Source organism: Bartonella sp. CL162QHHD, assembly GCF_042195435.1.
Lineage (GTDB): Bacteria > Pseudomonadota > Alphaproteobacteria > Rhizobiales > Rhizobiaceae > Bartonella.
The window spans coordinates 1-19640 of record NZ_JBHIOG010000064.1; the positions used below are offsets into that span (position 1 = coordinate 1).

At 37.7% G+C, this 19640-nt stretch carries 14 protein-coding genes and 3 pseudogenes; 1 reads left to right on the forward strand and 16 read right to left on the reverse strand.

Translation table 11 applies throughout. From position 1 onward, the window contains the following. The 6 genes and pseudogenes from ACFILD_RS06935 to ACFILD_RS06960 form a co-directional block, all read right to left on the reverse strand. A pseudogene (locus tag ACFILD_RS06935) lies at positions 1-786 on the reverse strand (hemagglutinin repeat-containing protein); the annotation flags it as partial. Between the two features lie 584 nt (positions 787-1370). Continuing rightward, positions 1371-2252, reverse strand: a complete 882-nt coding sequence (locus ACFILD_RS06940; RefSeq protein ID WP_375664069.1) for an outer membrane protein — start codon at positions 2250-2252, stop codon at positions 1371-1373. A 182-nt stretch (positions 2253-2434) separates the two neighbouring features. Continuing rightward, positions 2435-3230 (reverse strand): annotated as a pseudogene (locus tag ACFILD_RS06945) (outer membrane protein). Between the two features lie 392 nt (positions 3231-3622). Further along, a complete protein-coding gene (locus ACFILD_RS06950; protein ID WP_375652515.1) occupies positions 3623-4459 on the reverse strand; it encodes a porin in 837 nt (278 codons plus the stop codon). Positions 4460-4794: 335 nt separating this feature from the next. Next, positions 4795-5628, reverse strand: coding sequence for an outer membrane protein (locus ACFILD_RS06955; protein ID WP_375631054.1), 834 nt, complete (start codon positions 5626-5628; stop codon positions 4795-4797). 1017 nt (positions 5629-6645) lie between these two features. Further along, the gene (locus tag ACFILD_RS06960; protein WP_375664927.1) at positions 6646-6975 is read right to left on the reverse strand and encodes a hypothetical protein; all 330 of its coding nucleotides are present in this window, start codon (positions 6973-6975) and stop codon (positions 6646-6648) included. Positions 6976-7386: 411 nt separating this feature from the next. On the opposite strand from ACFILD_RS06960, the pseudogene ACFILD_RS06965 reads away from it, so the two are divergent. After that, a pseudogene (locus tag ACFILD_RS06965) lies at positions 7387-7821 on the forward strand (integrase); the annotation flags it as partial. A gap of 250 nt (positions 7822-8071) precedes the next feature. Here the strand turns inward: ACFILD_RS06965 and ACFILD_RS06970 are convergent. The 10 genes from ACFILD_RS06970 to ACFILD_RS07015 all read right to left on the reverse strand — a co-directional run bounded on the left by ACFILD_RS06970 (position 8072) and on the right by ACFILD_RS07015 (position 19541). Further along, positions 8072-8692, reverse strand: coding sequence for a ribonuclease D (locus ACFILD_RS06970; RefSeq protein ID WP_273790559.1), 621 nt, complete (start codon positions 8690-8692; stop codon positions 8072-8074). Beyond that, entirely contained in the window at positions 8685-10079 is a 1395-nt protein-coding gene (locus tag ACFILD_RS06975; RefSeq protein WP_273790560.1) for a M20/M25/M40 family metallo-hydrolase, read from the reverse strand. Before ACFILD_RS06975 ends, ACFILD_RS06970 begins: the two co-directional genes overlap by 8 nt. Before the next feature lie 84 nt (positions 10080-10163). Further along, the gene (gene mutM, locus ACFILD_RS06980) at positions 10164-11039 is read right to left on the reverse strand and encodes a bifunctional DNA-formamidopyrimidine glycosylase/DNA-(apurinic or apyrimidinic site) lyase (RefSeq protein ID WP_375664067.1); all 876 of its coding nucleotides are present in this window, start codon (positions 11037-11039) and stop codon (positions 10164-10166) included. Positions 11040-11311: 272 nt separating this feature from the next. Continuing rightward, on the reverse strand, positions 11312-12559 hold the full coding sequence (locus ACFILD_RS06985) for an aminopeptidase (RefSeq protein ID WP_375664928.1): 1248 nt from the start codon (positions 12557-12559) through the stop codon (positions 11312-11314). Between the two features lie 174 nt (positions 12560-12733). Beyond that, positions 12734-13570: a cell wall hydrolase gene (locus ACFILD_RS06990; protein WP_375664929.1), complete on the reverse strand. Its 837-nt coding sequence runs from the start codon at positions 13568-13570 to the stop codon at positions 12734-12736. 548 nt (positions 13571-14118) lie between these two features. Next, positions 14119-14841 carry a phosphate signaling complex protein PhoU gene (phoU, locus tag ACFILD_RS06995; protein WP_273790564.1) on the reverse strand — a complete coding sequence of 241 codons (723 nt, stop codon included), beginning with the start codon at positions 14839-14841 and terminating at the stop codon, positions 14119-14121. A 21-nt stretch (positions 14842-14862) separates the two neighbouring features. Further along, positions 14863-15621 (reverse strand): phosphate ABC transporter ATP-binding protein PstB, encoded by a 759-nt coding sequence (pstB, locus tag ACFILD_RS07000; protein ID WP_273790565.1) that lies wholly within the window; start codon positions 15619-15621, stop codon positions 14863-14865. A 51-nt stretch (positions 15622-15672) separates the two neighbouring features. Further along, on the reverse strand, positions 15673-16962 hold the full coding sequence (pstA, locus tag ACFILD_RS07005; RefSeq protein WP_273790566.1) for a phosphate ABC transporter permease PstA: 1290 nt from the start codon (positions 16960-16962) through the stop codon (positions 15673-15675). Beyond that, the gene (pstC, locus tag ACFILD_RS07010) at positions 16959-18419 is read right to left on the reverse strand and encodes a phosphate ABC transporter permease subunit PstC (protein WP_375664931.1); all 1461 of its coding nucleotides are present in this window, start codon (positions 18417-18419) and stop codon (positions 16959-16961) included. Before pstC ends, pstA begins: the two co-directional genes overlap by 4 nt. Before the next feature lie 75 nt (positions 18420-18494). Next, entirely contained in the window at positions 18495-19541 is a 1047-nt protein-coding gene (locus tag ACFILD_RS07015) for a substrate-binding domain-containing protein (RefSeq protein ID WP_375631060.1), read from the reverse strand. Between the last annotated feature and the right edge of the window lie 99 nt (positions 19542-19640).

Here is a 19640-nt window from a genome sequence, read left to right on the forward strand (position 1 = left end):
CACATTGATATCTTGACCGGAAAGAAGATGAGAAGCAGAAATCTTGGCTTCTCCTTGTGCGTCTAACACGATGTTGCCCGTTGCCCCAAGGATAGAGGAGACCGCTGTGGTATGCGATTGAGATGTATCGGACGATTTCTCATGCAAAAAGCTATTTGATGACGATTGTGCTTGCTGGTCCAAGTGTTCTTGGGCGCTTTTGATAGTAATCTTTCCCCCAGAGTGAATGGTAATATCCGCTTGTTTCTGTTCTCCTGGTGCTTTCTCTCCTGACGTTTCCTCTGCCTTACCGGCTATGAGCGTCGAGGCTACAACTTCCGTGTTGTTTCCGGAATCAATGGCAATGCCTTCACCCCCTGTTATGCTTGACCCCACAACTTGGCTCACATCCATCTTGTTATCCTCAGATTTGCTGCTACTAAACACCCCCCCGTCTTTATGGTACGACATCTCATAATGTAAGCTATCCTCTGCTTTATTGATCAGGACATCGTTGCTGGCTTTCAGCCCTACCGTGCCATCAGCCGCAATGGAACGGCCTGTGATGCTAAGATCATGCGGTTTGCCATCCTGCCCTGCAATGACAGTGGTATCACCTCCCGATTTTATCGAAGAGCCAACGGCATGAGAAGCTTGCATGTCCACTTTCGTGTTTTTGGTGCGAAGATGATACTCCATCTCATCGTTTCTCACCCCTATTGTTACCTCCCCTTGGGCGCCAAGTCCAACATTGCCCTTGGCATCTATATCGGAAGCAGCAATATGGATATCTTTTCCAGAGAGAAGTGGGCTTGATGTACTTTGAAAAATATTTATTTAAAACAAATGTGTGAATACACAACAACAAGTGTATTCCGTTTAGGGCGTTCTGTTTTGCATGAGGAGTATGATCCCATTAAGAAATGCAATAAACAAAAACGTAAAGCTAAATTAAAAGAAGATGATAAAGTTGGAAACTAGTTTTTCTCTTTGTAACTTTATATTCTTCCCCAATGAGGCTGTATTCCCGTTTCAGAACTTACTCTAACAGATATATGTAGTATGCTCGCTCTAATCTAGTATATAAAAGTAGACTAAAGTTCGTCACTGGTTATGATATTGTCTTATTTCTGAGATTAATTAAATACTTTTCACTTAAGTGTAAAATGATAGCCGTAATATAAGATTTTATGTAATAAGTAGTTATAAAATCACTGCATACTACTAATTCGCCTTTTATAATATAAAACTTTTTTAAGCCTTATAATACAAAATGATACCAATAAAAAATAAAAGAGATTAAGAGAAATAAAATAGAGAGCTAATAAAATAAAGGCCCCGTTAAACGAGGCCTTAGTATTTTTTGTGCTAATAATTTCATTTTTACGAAATTAGAATTTGTAAGCGACACCTACACGGAAGTCATTGGTTTTGTAGTTGAATTCACGTGTATCGTTGGCGAATTTCTTTTTACCAAAATCGGAGTAACGGTATTCTGCACGTAAAAGAACGTTGTCGGTCATTGCAAAGTCAACACCGCCGCCAATAGTGAAACCAACCATTGTCTTCGTGTCATCGGCCCAAGTACCACCAGTCAAATCTACATTTTTCTTAATTGATGGGTTTTCAACCACATCAGCTTTCTGTTCAACTTTAACTCTCTCTCCTTTTCCTGTAACTGATTGAATACCCTGTACCTGCGCATAGGCAATACCACCAGCAACATAAGGCATAATACGGTCAACAGCAGCAAAACCGATACGAACGCGTGTAGCACCAGACCATTTTTCTTTGTAACTGTGCTTTTCCGTTACCTTGTCACCTATTTCAAACCGTTGCTGATCTTTTAATTCAACCTTAGCTTTTTCAAGGGCATTATTAAAAAATGCCACATCTTCTTTAGTAAGAGTCAATTCACGGGCTGTTTTTGATTCTTCACGGTCTGCCCAAACTGCATCGGTTTCAACACCGAGAATGAGACCATTTCCAAGGTCTACGTTAGATCCGGCATAAATCCCACCCATGAAACCAGAAGGACTAGGTGTGTTATCTTTTTTGAAAAGTTCTTTATCTTCTCCTGGAATAGTTACTTTAGTTTTACTCGAAAAGTTACCAACTTGACCACCAAGATAAAAGCCTGTCCAAGAAAACGAAGGGGCTGCTGCGATAACTGCTGGGGCTGTTTCACGAGGGATCACCACGTCAGCAGCTTGTGCTGCAGAAGCTGAAATTAAAGCGGCAATAGAAGTTGCTATTAAAGATTTTGTATTCATAATTTTGCTCCTAAATTAACTATAAAATGACCTTACAAGATTATAGATAGAAAAGCTGTAGTAAAAATGTCACAGTCGTACAAATAAAAGCCCAGAAAACAGCGCTTTTGTAAAAGTCAATATCTTTTGGAAATTTAATTTTTTATTAATACTTTTTATTCATAATTGCACTTTTGATGAAATTAGAACTTGTAAGCGATACCTACGTGAAAGTCATTGGTTGTGTAGCCTAGTTTAAGGTAATACTTTTTATATTCCTTCTTACCAAAGTCTGAGTAACGGTACTCCGCACGAAGCAGAACATGATCTGTCATCGCGAAATCTATACCACCACCAAGGGTGAAACCCTCCATCGTTTTTATTTTATCAAATACTGTAGCAGAAACTTCTTTACTTGGCTTACCCATTTGCCAATTTTGTTTGTTCCTGAAACTTTACCAACACCCTGTATTTGCGCATAAGCAATACCATCAGCCACATAAGGCATAATACTGTCAGCGACGGAAAAACCAACACGAACCCGTGTTGCACCAGACCATTTTCTTTGAAACCAATGCAATACACTGCTGTGTCACCCTTTTGAAACTTTTCATTTTCATCCAATGTGACACCAGCATCTTTAAATTCATCATTAAAATCATCAAATTCATCAATCGCAAGAATCTTTGAGACCGTCTTCGTCTCTCCTCAGTCTGCCCAGACTGCATCGGTTTCAACACCTAGGACATTTCTAAGATCTACGTTGGAACCTAAAATAAATACCACCTATGAAACCTGAAGGCTTAGGTAGTGCATCTTTATCTGAAGTTTTTTTCTTTTGTCTCTAAATCAAATACATAAACTTTGACTTGAAAAGTTGCCAACTTGACCACCAAGATAAAAACCTGTCTAAGAAAACGAAAGAGCTATGATAACTGTTGGAGCTTTTTTACGAGGAATGACAATATCAGCAGCTTGTGCCGCAGAAGCTGTAGTCATAGCGATAACAAAAGTTGTTACTGAAGATTTTATATTCGTAAACTTTGCTCCTCATTTATTTACGAGCACAGTATTATACGACTACAAAAAAACACTGTAGTAAAATGATACAATCATAGGAAACGAAAGCTGACGCAAGATAAAGTCATTTCATAACTTCACGTTTCACAAGAAATTGTAAGTTATGAATACGTATAATTCATTGATTTTACCGCGTAATTATTGCCTGTCGTTTATAAAAATCTTTTTAAGGAAATCTGAATAATATCTTTTACACCGCCAATAAATATGGAGTGTGTAATAATATAACAATAGAAAAATAACAGAGGCTCCGTCTTTAACAGAGCCTCATGACAATTTATTTTATCTTCATCATTTCGTTGTTGACGAAATTAGAATTTGTATGCAACACCTACACGGAAATCATTGGTTTTGTAAGCTATTTTATCCCCGTCCTTTACAAATGCTTTTTTACCAAAGTCTGAGTAACGGTATTCTGCACGCAACAGAACATTGTCTGTCATTGCAAAGTCAATACCACCACCTACAGTGAAACCAACCATCGTTTTCGTTTCATCAAACACTTTAGCAGAAGCGATTTCGGCACCATCAGCTCCTTCCGCCTTAAGAGAATCGACTATCTGGAGCTGCGTATAAGCAATACCACCAGCAACATAAGGCATAATGCGATCAACGGCTGCAAAACCAACACGAACGCGTGTTGCACCAGACCATTTTTCTTTTATAGAGGTGCTATCTACACGTTTGTCAGTCGCCGCGATACCAGTAATAGTTTTTCCTGTAGCAGGTGTAGCTTTCGCTGCTATAAGCTCATCTTTGAAAGCATCAAGGCCAATTGCTCCAATGACTGCTGAATGCGCTTTTGAATCTTCGCGGTCAGCCCAGACGGCATCAGTTTCAACACCTAGAATGAGGCCATTTCCAAGATCCACGTTAGAACCTACATAAATACCCCCCATGAAACCGGAAGGCTTAGGTGTCCAGTCTTTATCTGTAATTTTCTTTTTTGTTTCTGAATCATATTCATCAACTTTACCTGAAAAGTTACCAACTTGACCACCGATATAAAAGCCTGTCCAAGAAAATGAAGGGGCTGCTGCGATGACTGCTGGGGCTGTTTCATGAGGGATGACAACATCAGCAGCTTGTGCTGCAGAAGCTGCCGCTATAGCGATAACAGAAGTTGTTACTAAAGATTTTATATTCATAAACTTTGCTCCTAATTTATTTATGAGCACAGTGCTACAAGATTACAGAAAGAAAAGCTGTAGTAAAAATGATACAGTCACAGAAAATGGAGGGCACATCCCAGACAAAATTGCTTCATAACTTGATTTTGTACGAGAAACCTAAAGATATATATATATATATATTATTGATTTTTAAATGTAATTTTTTTTTGTTGTCTATGAATTTTTTTTAAAAAATCTGAATAATATCTTTTCACATCCACAATAAATTATGTGTTGTGTGATAATATAGCAACAAAGAATAACAAAGGCTCTATCTTTGACAGAGCCTCTGTTATTTTACTTACCATCTTTTAAAATTTGTAAGCAACACCAACACGGAAGTCATTGGTTTTGTAAGATGTCTCATATTTATCATTTGAGAATTTCTTTTTACCAAAATCTGAGTAACGATATTCCGCACGGACAATAACGTTATTGGTCATTGCTAAATCAACACCAGCACCAAGCGTGTAACCAACAAGGGTCTTTGTTTCATCAGACAGAGTACCAGAAGCTATTACTTTATCTGAATCTTTCCCTGTTATTGAAATCAATGCACTATCTTGAAGCTGTGTATAGGCGATACCACCAGCAACATAAGGCATAATGCGTTCAGCTGCAAAACCAATACGTACACGTGTCGCACCAGCCCACTTTTCTTTAAAAGTGAAACTGTGGGTTCGTTTATCACCAGGTACAAGCGCATCTTTACCAATATTAATTCCAGATTCTGTTAATATCTTCTTAATATAATTTATGTGATCTGGAAGAATAACATATGTTTTTCCTGTCTTCGTGTCATCTTTATTAGACCACATGATATCTGTATCAACACCTAAAATAAGGCCATTGCCGAGATCAACGTTGGAACCTGCGTAAAAACCACCCATGAAACCAGATAGTTTAGGCAAAAGGTCATCAGGTGCTGGAATCTTTTTTCCGTTACTGAGAATATCCATTTTCGTCTTACCCGAAAAACCACCAATCTGCCCCCCAACATAAAAACCTGTCCAAGAAAAAGTTGGAGCAACAATAACGGGAGCAACAGGTGTTGGACTGGGGGGAACAATAACATCTGCTGCTTGAGCTGCTGAAGCTGAAACAAAAGCGAAAGCAGAAGCTGTTATTAACCATTTCATATTCATATTTTCTCTCCATAGCTGAATATTTATTTGAACACACCATTTCATATAGAGCCCCATCTTCAGATATCTGTAGCAAAAATGATACACTTATAAAAAAAACAAAAAGCCAATCAAAGTACCCTTAATTGCTTGATCTGTAATAAATGAGAATTAAACTATGCCCATGCACAAATGATCTCTTTTCCTCACGTTTTCTCTCCTTTATCATTTTGATAAAAAAACTGCGCCACAGTACCCTCCGTGTAAAGCGTGTGCTATTGGAATGAAAATATAATATATTGATTTATAATGAAAAAATATCTTTTATATTAATTCGTCTGCAATATTGAAGATGTTCTTATCTTAAGCCTTTTTATATTAAAGCCCCCCCAGCACCTCACAAACGAGCAAGTGTGTGAATAAATAAAACTATTTAAAAGCTAAAATGCTTCCTATTAATACTCTCAATATTGTAATAGTGAAGACCGTTACAATATTGAGAGCAGCTAAATGTAACTGTTCCATTTAAATTCATACAAACAACGTTTTTAGCTTCATCCTTCGTATAACCAAATGTGAATAGCTCTTTGATTATTTTTTCATCACTGTAAAGAATGCTTGTACCCGACAGAACAAGATCTCCACTACCCTATGAACTGCAACAAGATTACATGCAATTTCATTACATTTGCTCTTTGTTTTTAATTTAGGCATTTATTCCTTTTTGACATACTTACCATTTTTTTCTTCTCTCAACCTTATAGTAAAGTCTTTTTCAGAGCTTCAGCCTTATTTGTAGGCTATCATTTCATACTCCTTTACAAGACGAAATTGAAAAAAATACCTAAAGACAGACAACCGGTATGATAAACATTAAAACTTATATAGAAATCTCCTTAAAGCTGAAAAAATGAGAAATCTTTCTTAAAGTTTTCAAACCACCCCTTGCTTTAAAAATCATGAATTTGACAGAAAAAATATCCCTCTTTTTCAACTTCAAAGCATATATTATACTTCTTGATGTTGTTTTTTCACTTTTTAAAAACTCATTGGACCTCGTGCAAATGGGTTTGGCCGTCCTCTTTTCCCTGGTCTTCTTTTAGGATAATGATCTCTTTTTTTACCAGAATGTAACACAGGTACTAACTTAGCTGCTGTTATGCATTCGCTGTTATTTGTGCAAGAAAGTTCTATCTGAAAAACTTCAGATAATAACTTGCAAAGCTGTTCAGCAGAAAAAAGACCTATTGGAGGAACAGCCGAAGATGCTCTCTGTATAAGGTTTTGAGACGCTAAAAAACTTGCACCTTGAGCCATAGAGATTGAAGCAAAAGTAGCAAAAGCTGTAATAAAATATTTTATATTCATAAATTTAACCTCATCAAATATTCATAATGGATTTTATCTAGTACCTTCATTGCAAATTTCCAGAGAAAAATAATATGTTTATAGATAAAAAGTGAAAATCCTTAAAAATAAAGCTTTGGAGCATTTTGCTTTTAAAATAAAAGCAAATTGCCCTACTCTGCCAACATAGAAATTACTTATTGAGTAATAAATAAAGGCACAAAGTATCGTCTGAAAATAATAAACTATACGAACTTCATATAATATACTGATTTATAATGATAATTTAGCGTTATTCATATTGACTGAGAACCCTAAATATCATAAGATTCTCTCATTCAAAATCTTTTTCATGTTGAATCAATTAAAACCATTTGTTTGCACGTTATAAGTTGGAAGAGCTGTGTGGATAAAAAACACTAAAAAACTAAAATGTCTCTTATGAACCGTGCCAAGGGCTACACAACATTGGGAGTTGGCAAAGTGGTGTGATGGTAGCAGCTTGTTACTCCGTAAGCGTAAAAATGGGAGTGCTCAATGAATTTTATATCATATTTTTGGGGGCTTTATCGTTATACCATTCATAAGCGCCGCTGTAAAATGGATTTGGGTGCCGGTTTCTTTAAAAAAGCACATGAATTAGCAACACAAATATATTCCGTTTAGGGCGTTCTGTTTTACACGAAGAACGTAAATCCATTAAAAACATGAGGCAATGCGTAATCTCTATTATTTAACAGACATTGCTTTAAATACTTGTGAGAGTCGTAAAGCCGAATTAAAAATGATGGTAAAGATGAGATTTGTTTTTTACATTTACACATTCATATTCTCCCCCAATTAGGCTGTATACCGGTTGCAGAGATTTAAGTCTTCCAACCTACCGTATGTTTTCAGCCTCTCCTCAAAATTGCTTTGTTTCAAATAAAAGCTGTTACAAAAATAAAAAATATGAATTCGCAAAAGTACTTTTATTACCTAAACTTCAAATGAAATAGCACTTAAGAATTTATTATAATTCTTATCAGAAAAGATGAGAGGATAAAATGTCCATAATGTACAAGCATTTTGTCCTCTCACATCAATAATTAACTCCATTAAAAAGCTAATTTTAAAGTTAGCTATGCGCAAAAATATCAACTTCCGCCCATCCTAAAAGATCAAGCCTAGCTCTCATAGGCAAAAATTGAAAGCATGCCTTGGCAACATTTTCTCGCTCTTCACGTCTTAAACGTTCTTCAAATATAACCTTTAAACGATGCAAATATAACACATCCGACGCAGCATATTCAATTTGCGCCTGTGATAACGTTTCTGCCGCCCAATCCGAAGATTGTTGCTGTTTAGAAATATTCACATTCAGCAATTCATTACAAATTTCTTTCAAGCCATGACGATCCGTGTAAGTACGCGTGAGTTTCGAAGCAATCTTTGTACAAAAAATAGCCTCTGGCATAACACCAAATGTATGTGCTAAAATAGCAAGATCAAAACGCCCAAAATGGAATATTTTTACGACTGCTTTATCTTTAAGAAGCTTGACCAAATTAGGTGCATTCTTTTGTCCTTTAGCAATCTGTATAATATCGGCAGTACCATCTCCAGAAGAAAGCTGAACAACGCATAAACGATCACGATGGGGTTGTAATCCTAAAGTTTCGGTATCAATCGCAACAGCATCAGTTTGATAATTATCTAAGTTTGGTAAATCACCTTGATGAACACGAATCTCAGCCATTTACCCTCCTATTTGCTAAAGCTGCAAGAATACGCGCCCAAGACCGCTGCCCCTTATGAAATGATTTTAAATTATACTTTTCATTAGGCGAATGAATACGGTCATCAGCCAGTCCAAAACCAACCAAAAGAGTTTCCATGCCAAGAATTGACCGAAAATCTGCTACAATTGGGATCGAGCCCCCCATGGCTGTCAAGACAGCAGGCACTTCCCACTCTTGTGATAAGGCATCCTTCGCCTCCTTGATAAAAGATGAATCATCAGAAATCTGAAGTGCCGGAGAAGAACCGTGATTCTTAAATTCAACCTTACAATCAGCAGGAATTGAGCTACGTACATAATCACGCAACGCTTGGCGTATTTTCTCTGGATCTTGCTTATGCACCAAACGACACGATACTTTTGCACTCGCTTGAGAAGCAATAACCGTTTTCATCCCTTCCCCTTCATAGCCGCCACTAATACCATTAATTTCCATGGTAGGACGTGCCCATACAAGCTCTAAAATGCTCCGCCCTTTTTCACCAGCTGGAACGGAAAGTCCTATAGGACCAAGAAAATTTTCAGCAGTACAATTAAGCGCATTCCATGATTGTAAAATATGTGGAGGTGTTTCTTCTACTCCATCATAAAAACCAGGAAGTGTTGCCCTATTATTTTCATCGTGAAGTCCTGCTAAGATTTTCGTTAAAATACGAATGGGGTTAGCTGCTACTCCTCCAAAATAACCAGAATGCAAATCACGATTAGCTGCTGTGATAATAATCTCTTCTGCCATAATTCCCCGAAGAGAAAGAGCAATAGATGGTGTATTCGCATCCCACATTGACGTGTCACAAACCAATGCATAATCTGCCTTAAGTTCATCTGTATTTGCTTTTAAAAAAGGAATAAGGGAAGGAGAAGCACTCTCTTCCTCGCCTTCACATAAAATAGTAACTTTAATAGGAAGCTGCCCTGTTTCTTTCTTAAATGCACGACATGCTTCAATAAAAGTCATCAACTGACCTTTGTCATCTGAAGCTCCACGAGCACAAATAACTTTCTCTCCATCTCTCTCTTTTAAAGAAGGTGTAAATGGATCATCCTCCCATAAACTCAATGGATCAACAGGTTGAACATCATAATGTCCGTAAAACAACACATGCAAACAATCATCTGAAGGTCCAGGATGATGCCCAACAACCATTGGATGCCCCGGTGTATCACGGCGTGAAGCCTCAAAACCGATGCTTTTTAAATCCTCTACTAACCAATCAGCTGCTTTACGACATGCATCCTTGTAAGCCGAGTCTGTAGAAATCGATTGAAAACGTAAAAGAGAAAAAAGGCGTTCAAGGCTCTTCTCTATATTTCCATCAAGATGTGTTAGTACTTTATTCAGCATAAAAAAAACCTTTCAAGCCTTGTGTAATTATATTATAGATACGATGACTTTAAGCCTCTTGTAAGATTTTGCAAGACGCCTTATTCATTTTTGACATTGTGAGCAGTAAAAACTTGAACGTCCAGCCTGTAAAATGCGCATAATAGGCGCTCCACATTCCAAACATTGCTTGCCTTCTCGTCCATAAACTGAAAAAGCATGCTGAAAATAACCAAGTGAACCATCTATATGCATATAATCACGTAAAGAAGAGCCACCAGACAAAATGGCTTCAGAAATCACATTGCGTATATTTTGTGCTAAAGAATCTGCAAATTCACGTGCCCGTGCCGTTTGTGATGCCAATGTAAATGCACCACGTTGTGGAGACAAACGACTCCGCCAAAGTGCTTCGCAAACATAAATATTCCCAAGACCTGCAACAATAGACTGATCAAGTAAAACACCCTTGAGAGACATTTTTTTATTAACAAAAGCCTTTTGTAAATAACGACCAGAAAACGAATTACTCATAGGTTCAAGACCTAGCTTATTTAAAAGTGGATGTTCATAAAGCTTATCCGTATCGACTAAAAGCATAAACCCAAAGCGACGTACATCATTATAAATAAGATGATAAACTTCACCATCCCTTGTTTGAATATCCATGACAAAATGATCATGCTTAACCAATTTACTTGTCGTTGAAAAAACTGTTCTTAAAAGATCATTCTCTATACGCCATGAACCAGACATTCCTAAATGGCTTAAAATCGTTTCATTCTGAGAAAGATGAAATAATAAATATTTTGCACGCCGACCAAGTTCTATAATTGTTCTGCCAATAAGGCGCTCAGAAAAAGCCTCAGGAAAAGGAAAGCGCAAATCTCTACGATTAAGTTTGACAGATACTATCTTTGCATCAGTTACAACGGACTCAAGTCCACGACGAACTGTCTCTACTTCAGGAAGTTCAGGCATCTCTCTTCTTTAATAATTATACACTTTCCAATCGTATCACTGATATATTAACTTCTTTTCCCCCTCAAAGAACGAAGACTTCCTCTACATCTACTAAACAAATTCTTGATGAGTGGATTTTACTTGGATTCCTACTCATGTGAGTCATTTAACTAAAGGCTTTATGGCCAAGACCTGCCTTGAATATATACCACACACTCTAAAATACTTAACGTATCAATGAGGCTTACATCCCACCCCACCTCAAATGACCGTGTTTTATGGTAACAAAATTAAGCCCATTCACCCTTACGAAATACAGGAACTCTTACACCATCTTGGGTAATGCCATCTATATCAATTTCACCAGAACCAATCATCCAGTCAATATGAATGACACTTTTATTCCCACCACGTGCTGCAATCTCTTCTGACGTCAATGATGCCCCATCTAAAAAGCATTTGGAATAACACTGCCCTAAAGCAATATGACATGCAGCATTTTCATCAAATAAGGTATTATAAAAAAGGAGGCCACTCTTAGAAATTGGTGAAGAATGGGGCACAAGGGCAACTTCACCCAACCGGCTTGCACCCTCATCACTTTGCAAAACCTGCTGTAAAACTTCTTGGCCTGTTGATGCACGAGCCTCAACAATACGCCCTGCGTCAAAACGTACTTCAATATTATCAACCAGAGTTCCTTGATAGGAAAGGGGCTTTGTTGAGCGAACGAAACCTTCAACCTTATGAGCATGAGGAGTCGTGAAAACTTCTTCTGTCGGAATATTCGGATTGCAAATAACACCATTTTGAGCAATAGATGCACCGCCATGCCATTCATGATCATCTGCCAAACCAACCGTCAAATCAGTTCCTGGCCCTGTAAAGTGTAAGGCAGAAAAACGCTGCTCATTAAGCCAAGATGATCGTTTCTTCAAATGTGCATTATGGACAGTCCACGCCTGTACCGGATCTTCTTCTGTAACACGTGAAGCAGAAAAAATTGCATCAGCTAATTTTTTAATCGCCTCATTAAGCGATAAAGAAGGAAACATCGCCTCAGCCCACCCTGCTGTTGGATAAGCAACAATCGACCAATTCATAGCAAAATTTGATATTTGCTTGAGTGCCGGCTGATAAGCTATTGAAGTGGCTTTATTTAAACGTGAAACCTTATCAAAATCCTGATTGGAAAGGAGCAAAGGATTATCACCAACAATCGCTAAACGCGCTGCCCCATTTTCAAAAGCCTTTGCCATTCCCTCATAAAGCCAAGAAGGAGCACAATCAAAACTAGCTGTATGAGCATTTTCAAACCGTGTAAGCGATAACATATCATCACTAAAAATTGGTGTAATGACACCAGCACCAACCTTATAAGCATGATATGCAATACGCCGAACAAAAGGTAACGCTGAAACTGGAGCAGTTAAAACAAGATCTTGCCCCTCTTGTAAATTCAACCCCACTTTCACTGTAATTTCTGCAAGACGATTAAGCATTTCAGGCGAAATTGTCTCATGAATATCAAAGTACATTACCAATACCCTTCTTTAAATAAAATGCGTTCTTTATGTCGTCATATTATAAATTGTTTTTCAGATCCTTTGAGTTCACTTTCTCTACGTATACTTATGCATATCATTATCGCTAAAATTCACTTAATTCATAAACCGCAATGGGTGTATAACCCTTCTTTGGTCATGAAAAACTTACCAGTTTCTGTGTCGTTTTTCTAACATTGCAACAATTGCATTTAACTGATCGGATGAAGGTAAAGCCATAATCGTTTTATTTTCCTCTTTCCTAGCTAGATGTTGAGGTGCATAGGCAGGGATAGGAACTTTATCAAGCTGTACCATAGCAAAAGGCGCTGGATGTGACGTCTTGGATTGTGCTACTTCTGTCGAATGAGATGTACTTTTCTCTGCCTTTACTCCCCTACTCTCTAAGCCTTCATCTATAAAGCTTGGCGCATGACCAGAACGTTCTTGAGCAAAAGCATAAGCAACATCATAAGGGCGATTATTTGTAGGAACTTGAAGTGCCCCATCACTTGATCGTTTTTCATAAAAAGCATTTCCCCCTGCAACCTGAACATAATGCATGTTTTTATACGGAAAAGACAAACCAGCGGTATGAAAAAACTTAGCGTGTTTAACTTTCTTATCTCGTTCACCCTGTAAAACGGCATCAGCTGCCTCTCTTACACGAGCAACAGATGCTTTCTCCGTCATAGGACGCGTTAAAACACCAGGAGCAAATTGCCTATATTGACCAACAACACCACAAATCGTCTTAGGATAGGCGGTCGAATTAACACGATTCATAACAACCGTTCCAACGGCAATCATTCCTTCACGGCTTGTGCGATTTGATTCAAAATACATCGCTCGCATAAGACATTGACGCTCTGTCAATGGATATGTAACCGTTTTTGTCTTATTATTATTTATTTTTCCAGCATCTAAATGACTTGAAGCACATCCCACAACAACTAACGGCGCTACACAACAGGTAACAAAAACATTCCAACGATTTTTTTTCATCTTATGCAACACATTCCTATAATCTCTGAGATATTCAAGTCTTGAAATGAGCTTTAAATGTATCTCTCAATAAAGTACATAGCTAATTGTTACCACTCAGCAAAATTTTAATACAAGAGGTAATCAAAAAGTATCTATGCAAAATAAAAAATAAAAAACTCTTAATTTACAGATCAATATTGTTATTATTCATGGTTCAATATAGGCTATAATAACCCATACGTTTCAATTATAGTAAAATAACGCTATCCATTTCTTCTACATACGAAAAATAATACAGATATCCCCTTTAATATAAAATTTTAACAAAATGATCTGAAAGGAAATTCCCCTAGAAAACTCCCCTCCGGCCACAATACGAGTGATGATATCATCTAATATACAAATATGTCAAACCAAGAGTTAGCAATCTGCCACGCTTCTCTGAAAAAACTCTTTGTTGCTTCTTTGTGCTTTTCCATAAGACGGTTATCTTATTCTTTCTATAGCTGCACTGTAAGAAAATACTCACATATCTACAAACTTATTTTATACATATAAGAAAAATTTTAATCTATTTTCTTCTCACCTACTCCAACTTTATAAGTAAGGTCATCGCGAGGACGATCAGAGGACATATGGTAACCCGTTATGATATAATGCAGCATTTCAGCAATATTAGTAACATGATCACCAATTCGTTCAATATTCTTTAAACAAAACAGTAAGTGCGTACAAACCGTAATATTGCGCATATCTTCCATCATATACGTCAAAAGTTCACGAAAAAGAGAAGTATACAAAGCATCAATCTTCTCATCACGCTCACGCACCGCGTCAACACGCTCTAATAGGCGACTCGTATAAGCATTTAAGACTTCTTTTAATTGATTGAGTGCTAAAGCTGTAATTGTTTCAAGCCCATGATAAACAGAAGCAGATTGTCGTATTTCTGAAAGTGCAACCGTCCTTTTAGCAATGTTTTTGGCCATATCCCCAATCCGCTCAAGATCAGAAGAAATACGAATGGCTCCAATAATTTCACGCAAATCGACAGCCATCGGTTGGCGTTTACAAATAATAGCAACCGCTTTTTCATCAATGTCACGTTCTGCTTCATCTAAAAATACATCATCGGCAATCACTGTCGTTGCAAGTTGAAGATCACTACACACAACCGATGCGACAGAACGTTCAATCATCCTTTCTGCATGGCTCCCCATTTCTATAATCCTTGCTCTTAAATATTTTAGTTCTGCATCATAAGAACGGACAGTATGGTTCATAGACATATCTTACACTCCTCAATTCACCTATCCAAAACGCCCCGTAATATAATCTTGTGTCCGTTGCTCTTTTGGTGAGGTAAAGATCATTTCAGTCGCACCAACTTCTACCAAATGCCCTAAATGAAACATAGCCGTATATTGAGAAACACGTGCAGCCTGTTGCATAGAATGCGTTACGATAACAATTGTATAATTTTGCCGTAATGCATCGATAAGCTCTTCAATCCGTGCTGTCGCAATAGGATCAAGAGCTGAACAAGGCTCATCCATCAAAATAACTTCAGGACTAACCGCAATAGCACGTGCAATACACAAACGCTGTTGTTGTCCCCCTGATAAACTTGTTCCAAGATCATGAAGACGGTCTTTTACTTCTTCAAACAAACCTGCCTGCCTCAAACTCTTTTCAACGACATCATGCAATTCAGAGCGCGTTTTTACTAAACCATGAATGCGTGGACCATACGCAACATTCTCAAATATAGATTTTGGAAAAGGACTGGGCTTTTGAAAAACCATTCCAACACGAGCGCGCAATTCTACAACATCAATCCGTGTGTCATAAATATTCTCCCCATCTAAGGTAATAAGACCGGTTGTTTTAGCGCCTTCAATCGTATCATTCATACGGTTAAAACAACGCAAAAAAGTCGACTTTCCGCATCCTGATGGACCAATCAAAGCAGTTACTTGATGTTCAGGAATATCAAGTGTAATACCGTGGAGTGCTTCTTTGTCTCCATAAGAAACCTTCACATCCTCACCACGCATTTTAATCTTCATTACAAAAATTCACCTTACAAAAATCTTATCAAAGTTGTTATTTTATTAAAATTACTGGCGGCGTTCAAATCGTCGTCGTAAAAAAACCGCAGAAATATTCATGATCGCAAGAAAAATCATCAATACAATAATAGCACCTGATGTCTTTTCAACAAAAGCACGCTCTGCTTCCCCCGCCCACATAAAAATTTGAACAGGCAAAGCCGTTGCTGGATCCATGGGGGTCGTAGGAATATTAACAACAAAAGCAACCATTCCAATCAAAAGCAAAGGAGCTGTTTCACCCAAAGCCTGAGCAACTCCAATAATTGTGCCTGTCAAAATGCCAGGCGCTGCTAAAGGAACAACATGATGAAAAATCATTTGTGTTTTTGATGCTCCCAGTCCTAAAGCTGCTGCACGAATAGAGAGAGGAACAGCACGCAGAGCAGAACGTGTTGCAATAATGATCGTGGGAAGAGTCATGAGCGCTAAAACAAGACCACCAACAAAGGAGGCTGAACGTGGTAATCCTAAAAAATTAACAAAAAAAGAGAGTCCTAAAAGACCAAACACAATCGAAGGAACAGCTGCAAGATTATTGATATTAACCTCTATAAAATCTGTAAATTTATTTTTGCGTGCATATTCTTCCAAATAAAGAGCCGTTGCTATGCCTATTGGAAGTGAAACTAATAAAACGATGCCTATCATATAAAGAGAACCAATAATCGCAACACCTAATCCCGCAGTCTCAGGACGACTTGAAGCGCCAAATGTAAAAAAACCAATATTAAATGTTTTATGAAGCGTACCATCATGCGCTAAACGTTTTATCCATTCCACTTGTCGATTAGAAACTTTACGGTTTTTTTCTGCTACACGCAGATCAATCTGTCCCTTATAAGCAGAATCAATATCCGCAGATGCCAAAACTTTAACTTTTTGCATTGTGCCAATCAATTTTGGATTCTTTGTCACCATTTCACGTAGTTGAACGCGGACACCATTTGAAAACATACGGTTAACGTCCCGAAGAGAGGCTCGATCATTTTGATTGATATTAAGTTTCTTTGCTAAAGCATTGCGTACAAGAAGTGGATAATTCGCCGTCATGAGCACTTGTGGTTTTGTTTTACGTTGACCACTTGGATCAATGATCTTTTCATCCAAATAAATCGACAATGTCATTTCACTTTGAAAAAAAGCTGTATAACCCTGACTAATGATAGACCATAAAAGCGCAAATAAAAAAAACAAACCAATAAAAATGGCAATCAAACCATAGGCACGAAAACGACGTTCAGCCCAATATCGACGCTTGAGACTAATATTGCGACGAGGAAAAAAATCTTCATTCATTCATATTGTTCCCGATATTTACGCACAATATAAAGAGCCAGAATATTCATCAAAAGTGTCATAACAAAAAGCGTCATCCCTAAGGCAAAAGCCACCAGAGTTTGTGGAGAATTAAACTCAAAATCACCGGTCAATTGATTAACAATCTTAACAGTCATCGTAGTCATTGCTTCGAAAGGATTGAGTGTTAAGTTTGCTGCAACACCTGCCGCCAAAACCACAATCATTGTTTCTCCAATTGCACGCGATGCCGTCAACAAAATAGCCCCCATAATCCCTGGAAGTGCTGCTGGTATAACAACTTTTTTAATTGTTTCAGATTGCGTTGCGCCTAAACCATAAGAACCTTCACGTAAAATGCGTGGAACAGCCGTAATAACATCATCCGATAAAGAGGAAACAAAAGGTATCAACATAATTCCCATCACAACTCCAGCGGTCAAAACACTTTGTGCCATAATAAAACCAACCCCACCTGAGAGAGAAACAGAAAGATCTCGTAAAAATGGTCCCACAACCTTCAAAGCAAAAAAGCCATAAACAATGGTTGGAATGCCAGCAAGAACTTCTAACAATGGCTTCACAATTGCTCGCAATCGCGCAGAAGCATACTCAGCCATATAAAGAGCTGAAAATAGTCCTATAGGTACAGCAAAAAGCATGGCAACAAATGCAATATAAAGCGTACCAGCAAGAAGCGGTATTAAACCAAATTGTCCTACTTCATCGCCTGAACCGCTCGCGGAAAAACGTGGATCCCAAACTGTTCCTAAAAAGAAACTTGAAAAGGATACAGACTGAAAAAAGCTTACTGTCTGAAAAAGCATAGAAAGCGCAATGGCTATTGTTGTCAAGACTGCAACAATAGATGCACAAATCAATCCAATAATAATAAAAGATTCAACCTTATTACGCGCACGTTGATGAGGCGCAATTTGCATCATTCCACAGATAAAACCAAAGGACGCAATAGCAAAAAGGAAAACATAACCTATAAATTTAAGCTTTTCAGAAGAAAATACCCACGACTGTGCTATTTTGAACACATCATCTGATGCTTCATCGGGTAAAATCCATCCCTTCGCGAGTAATTGTGCCTGCACTTCCTTATAGGAAGCGGTAGAAAGATTCCCCTCAAAGCGATGAATCTTTTTGACGAGACTTCGAAGTGTCTCCCAAAGTAGATCGTGATTTACAGGCTCTGTTACATGCGCACTATACGCCTCAAGCTCTCGAGAGGCATTATATTCTAAATAAATTGTACTCCCAGCATCCCAAACAATTAAAAAAATAAAAGCTGGAATAACAGTAATCAAAAATGTCCACCAGCCATAATAATACGCACGAGAATGCATTTTATGTTGTCTGTATTCAAGAATGCGTGCTCGCATATAAGAAATACAAAAACCACAAAATCCAAAAATCAATAATAACAAAATAATAAAGGAAATGCGCATTTTATCTTTCAGTTTTTATAAAAAAATAGCATCCAAATTCCCTATCCCAGAAATCCAACAAATTTTCCCTGCAAGTTATTTCAATGTCATTACTCGACCAGCAGAAAAATCAGAACGCTGTGCTTGACGCTCCTTTTCAGGAGAAACAATCAAACCATATTCAGCCAAAGGACCCTCTGGACCAATCATTTGATCAGAAAGAAAAAAGTCAACATACTCTCGCAAACCTGAAATAATACCTAAATGTGCTTTCTTAATATAGAAAAAAAGCGGACGAGAAACCGGATATTGTCCACTAGAAATCGTCTCAACTGTTGGCGCAAAACCGTTAATATCGGCAACTTTTAGTTTATCAGCATTATTTTGATAAAAAGACAAACCAAAAATACCAACCCCTGTTTTATTAGAAGTTAGACGCGCAAATGTTTCAGAATAATCACCATCAATATCAACCGCTTTTCCATCCTTACGTACCGCAATACAAGCAGTGTGTATCTCCTTATCATCCATTCCTAAAGACTTCATCACTTCAACTGCCCCACTCTCTTTACACCCCTTAGTAAGTAATTTTTCCTCAAAAACTTCACGTGTCCCATGCTTCTCCCCAGGAATATACGCTGCTATCGTCCAATCAGGAAGAGCACTATTGACTGCACTCCATTTCAAAACATTATTCGGTTGCAACTTTCCGTCTATAATAATTCGAGCAGCAAGGGCTTTATAAACATCTACTGGCTGTAATTTCCAATCAGGTCCCTTAATATCAGTTGCAAAAACAATGCCATCATACCCAATACGTATTTCCTCAACATCTTTTACACCAGCATCAAAACAAGACTGTAATTCACTCGGTTTCATTGCTCGCGAAGCATTAACAATATCAACAGTGTTCTCCCCAATACCACGGCAGAATTCCTTAATACCAGCTCCTGTTCCACCCGATTCGATAACAGGAACCTTAAAATGAGGATAAATTTCTCCAAATGTTTCAGCAACAATCTTTTGATAAGGTAAAACTGTAGATGAACCAGTAATCTGTATTTGATCGCGCGCATTGCCTCCATTTGCTGACAGCAGTAGCGCAAAAAACAATCCCACTCCAATTGATAATACTCTGTTCATCTATAAGCTCCCTAAAAATTGAGGATAAAGCCTCTTAATTTATATCATACGGTCATTCTAGTTCACATTTGCAACATAACAAATATAAAAAACAACATG

Coding starts and splice junctions, on each gene's coding strand:
- ACFILD_RS06940 (WP_375664069.1), bottom strand. CDS start 2,252: ATGAATACAAAATCTTTAATAGCAACTTCTATTGCCGCTTTAATTTCA.
- ACFILD_RS06950 (WP_375652515.1), bottom strand. CDS start 4,459: ATGAATATAAAATCTTTAGTAACAACTTCTGTTATCGCTATAGCGGCA.
- ACFILD_RS06955 (WP_375631054.1), bottom strand. CDS start 5,628: ATGAATATGAAATGGTTAATAACAGCTTCTGCTTTCGCTTTTGTTTCA.
- ACFILD_RS06960 (WP_375664927.1), bottom strand. CDS start 6,975: ATGAATATAAAATATTTTATTACAGCTTTTGCTACTTTTGCTTCAATC.
- ACFILD_RS06970 (WP_273790559.1), bottom strand. CDS start 8,692: ATGGCTGAGATTCGTGTTCATCAAGGTGATTTACCAAACTTAGATAAT.
- ACFILD_RS06975 (WP_273790560.1), bottom strand. CDS start 10,079: ATGCTGAATAAAGTACTAACACATCTTGATGGAAATATAGAGAAGAGC.
- mutM (WP_375664067.1), bottom strand. CDS start 11,039: ATGCCTGAACTTCCTGAAGTAGAGACAGTTCGTCGTGGACTTGAGTCC.
- ACFILD_RS06985 (WP_375664928.1), bottom strand. CDS start 12,559: ATGTACTTTGATATTCATGAGACAATTTCGCCTGAAATGCTTAATCGT.
- ACFILD_RS06990 (WP_375664929.1), bottom strand. CDS start 13,570: ATGAAAAAAAATCGTTGGAATGTTTTTGTTACCTGTTGTGTAGCGCCG.
- phoU (WP_273790564.1), bottom strand. CDS start 14,841: ATGTCTATGAACCATACTGTCCGTTCTTATGATGCAGAACTAAAATAT.
- pstB (WP_273790565.1), bottom strand. CDS start 15,621: ATGAAGATTAAAATGCGTGGTGAGGATGTGAAGGTTTCTTATGGAGAC.
- pstA (WP_273790566.1), bottom strand. CDS start 16,962: ATGAATGAAGATTTTTTTCCTCGTCGCAATATTAGTCTCAAGCGTCGA.
- pstC (WP_375664931.1), bottom strand. CDS start 18,419: ATGCGCATTTCCTTTATTATTTTGTTATTATTGATTTTTGGATTTTGT.
- ACFILD_RS07015 (WP_375631060.1), bottom strand. CDS start 19,541: ATGAACAGAGTATTATCAATTGGAGTGGGATTGTTTTTTGCGCTACTG.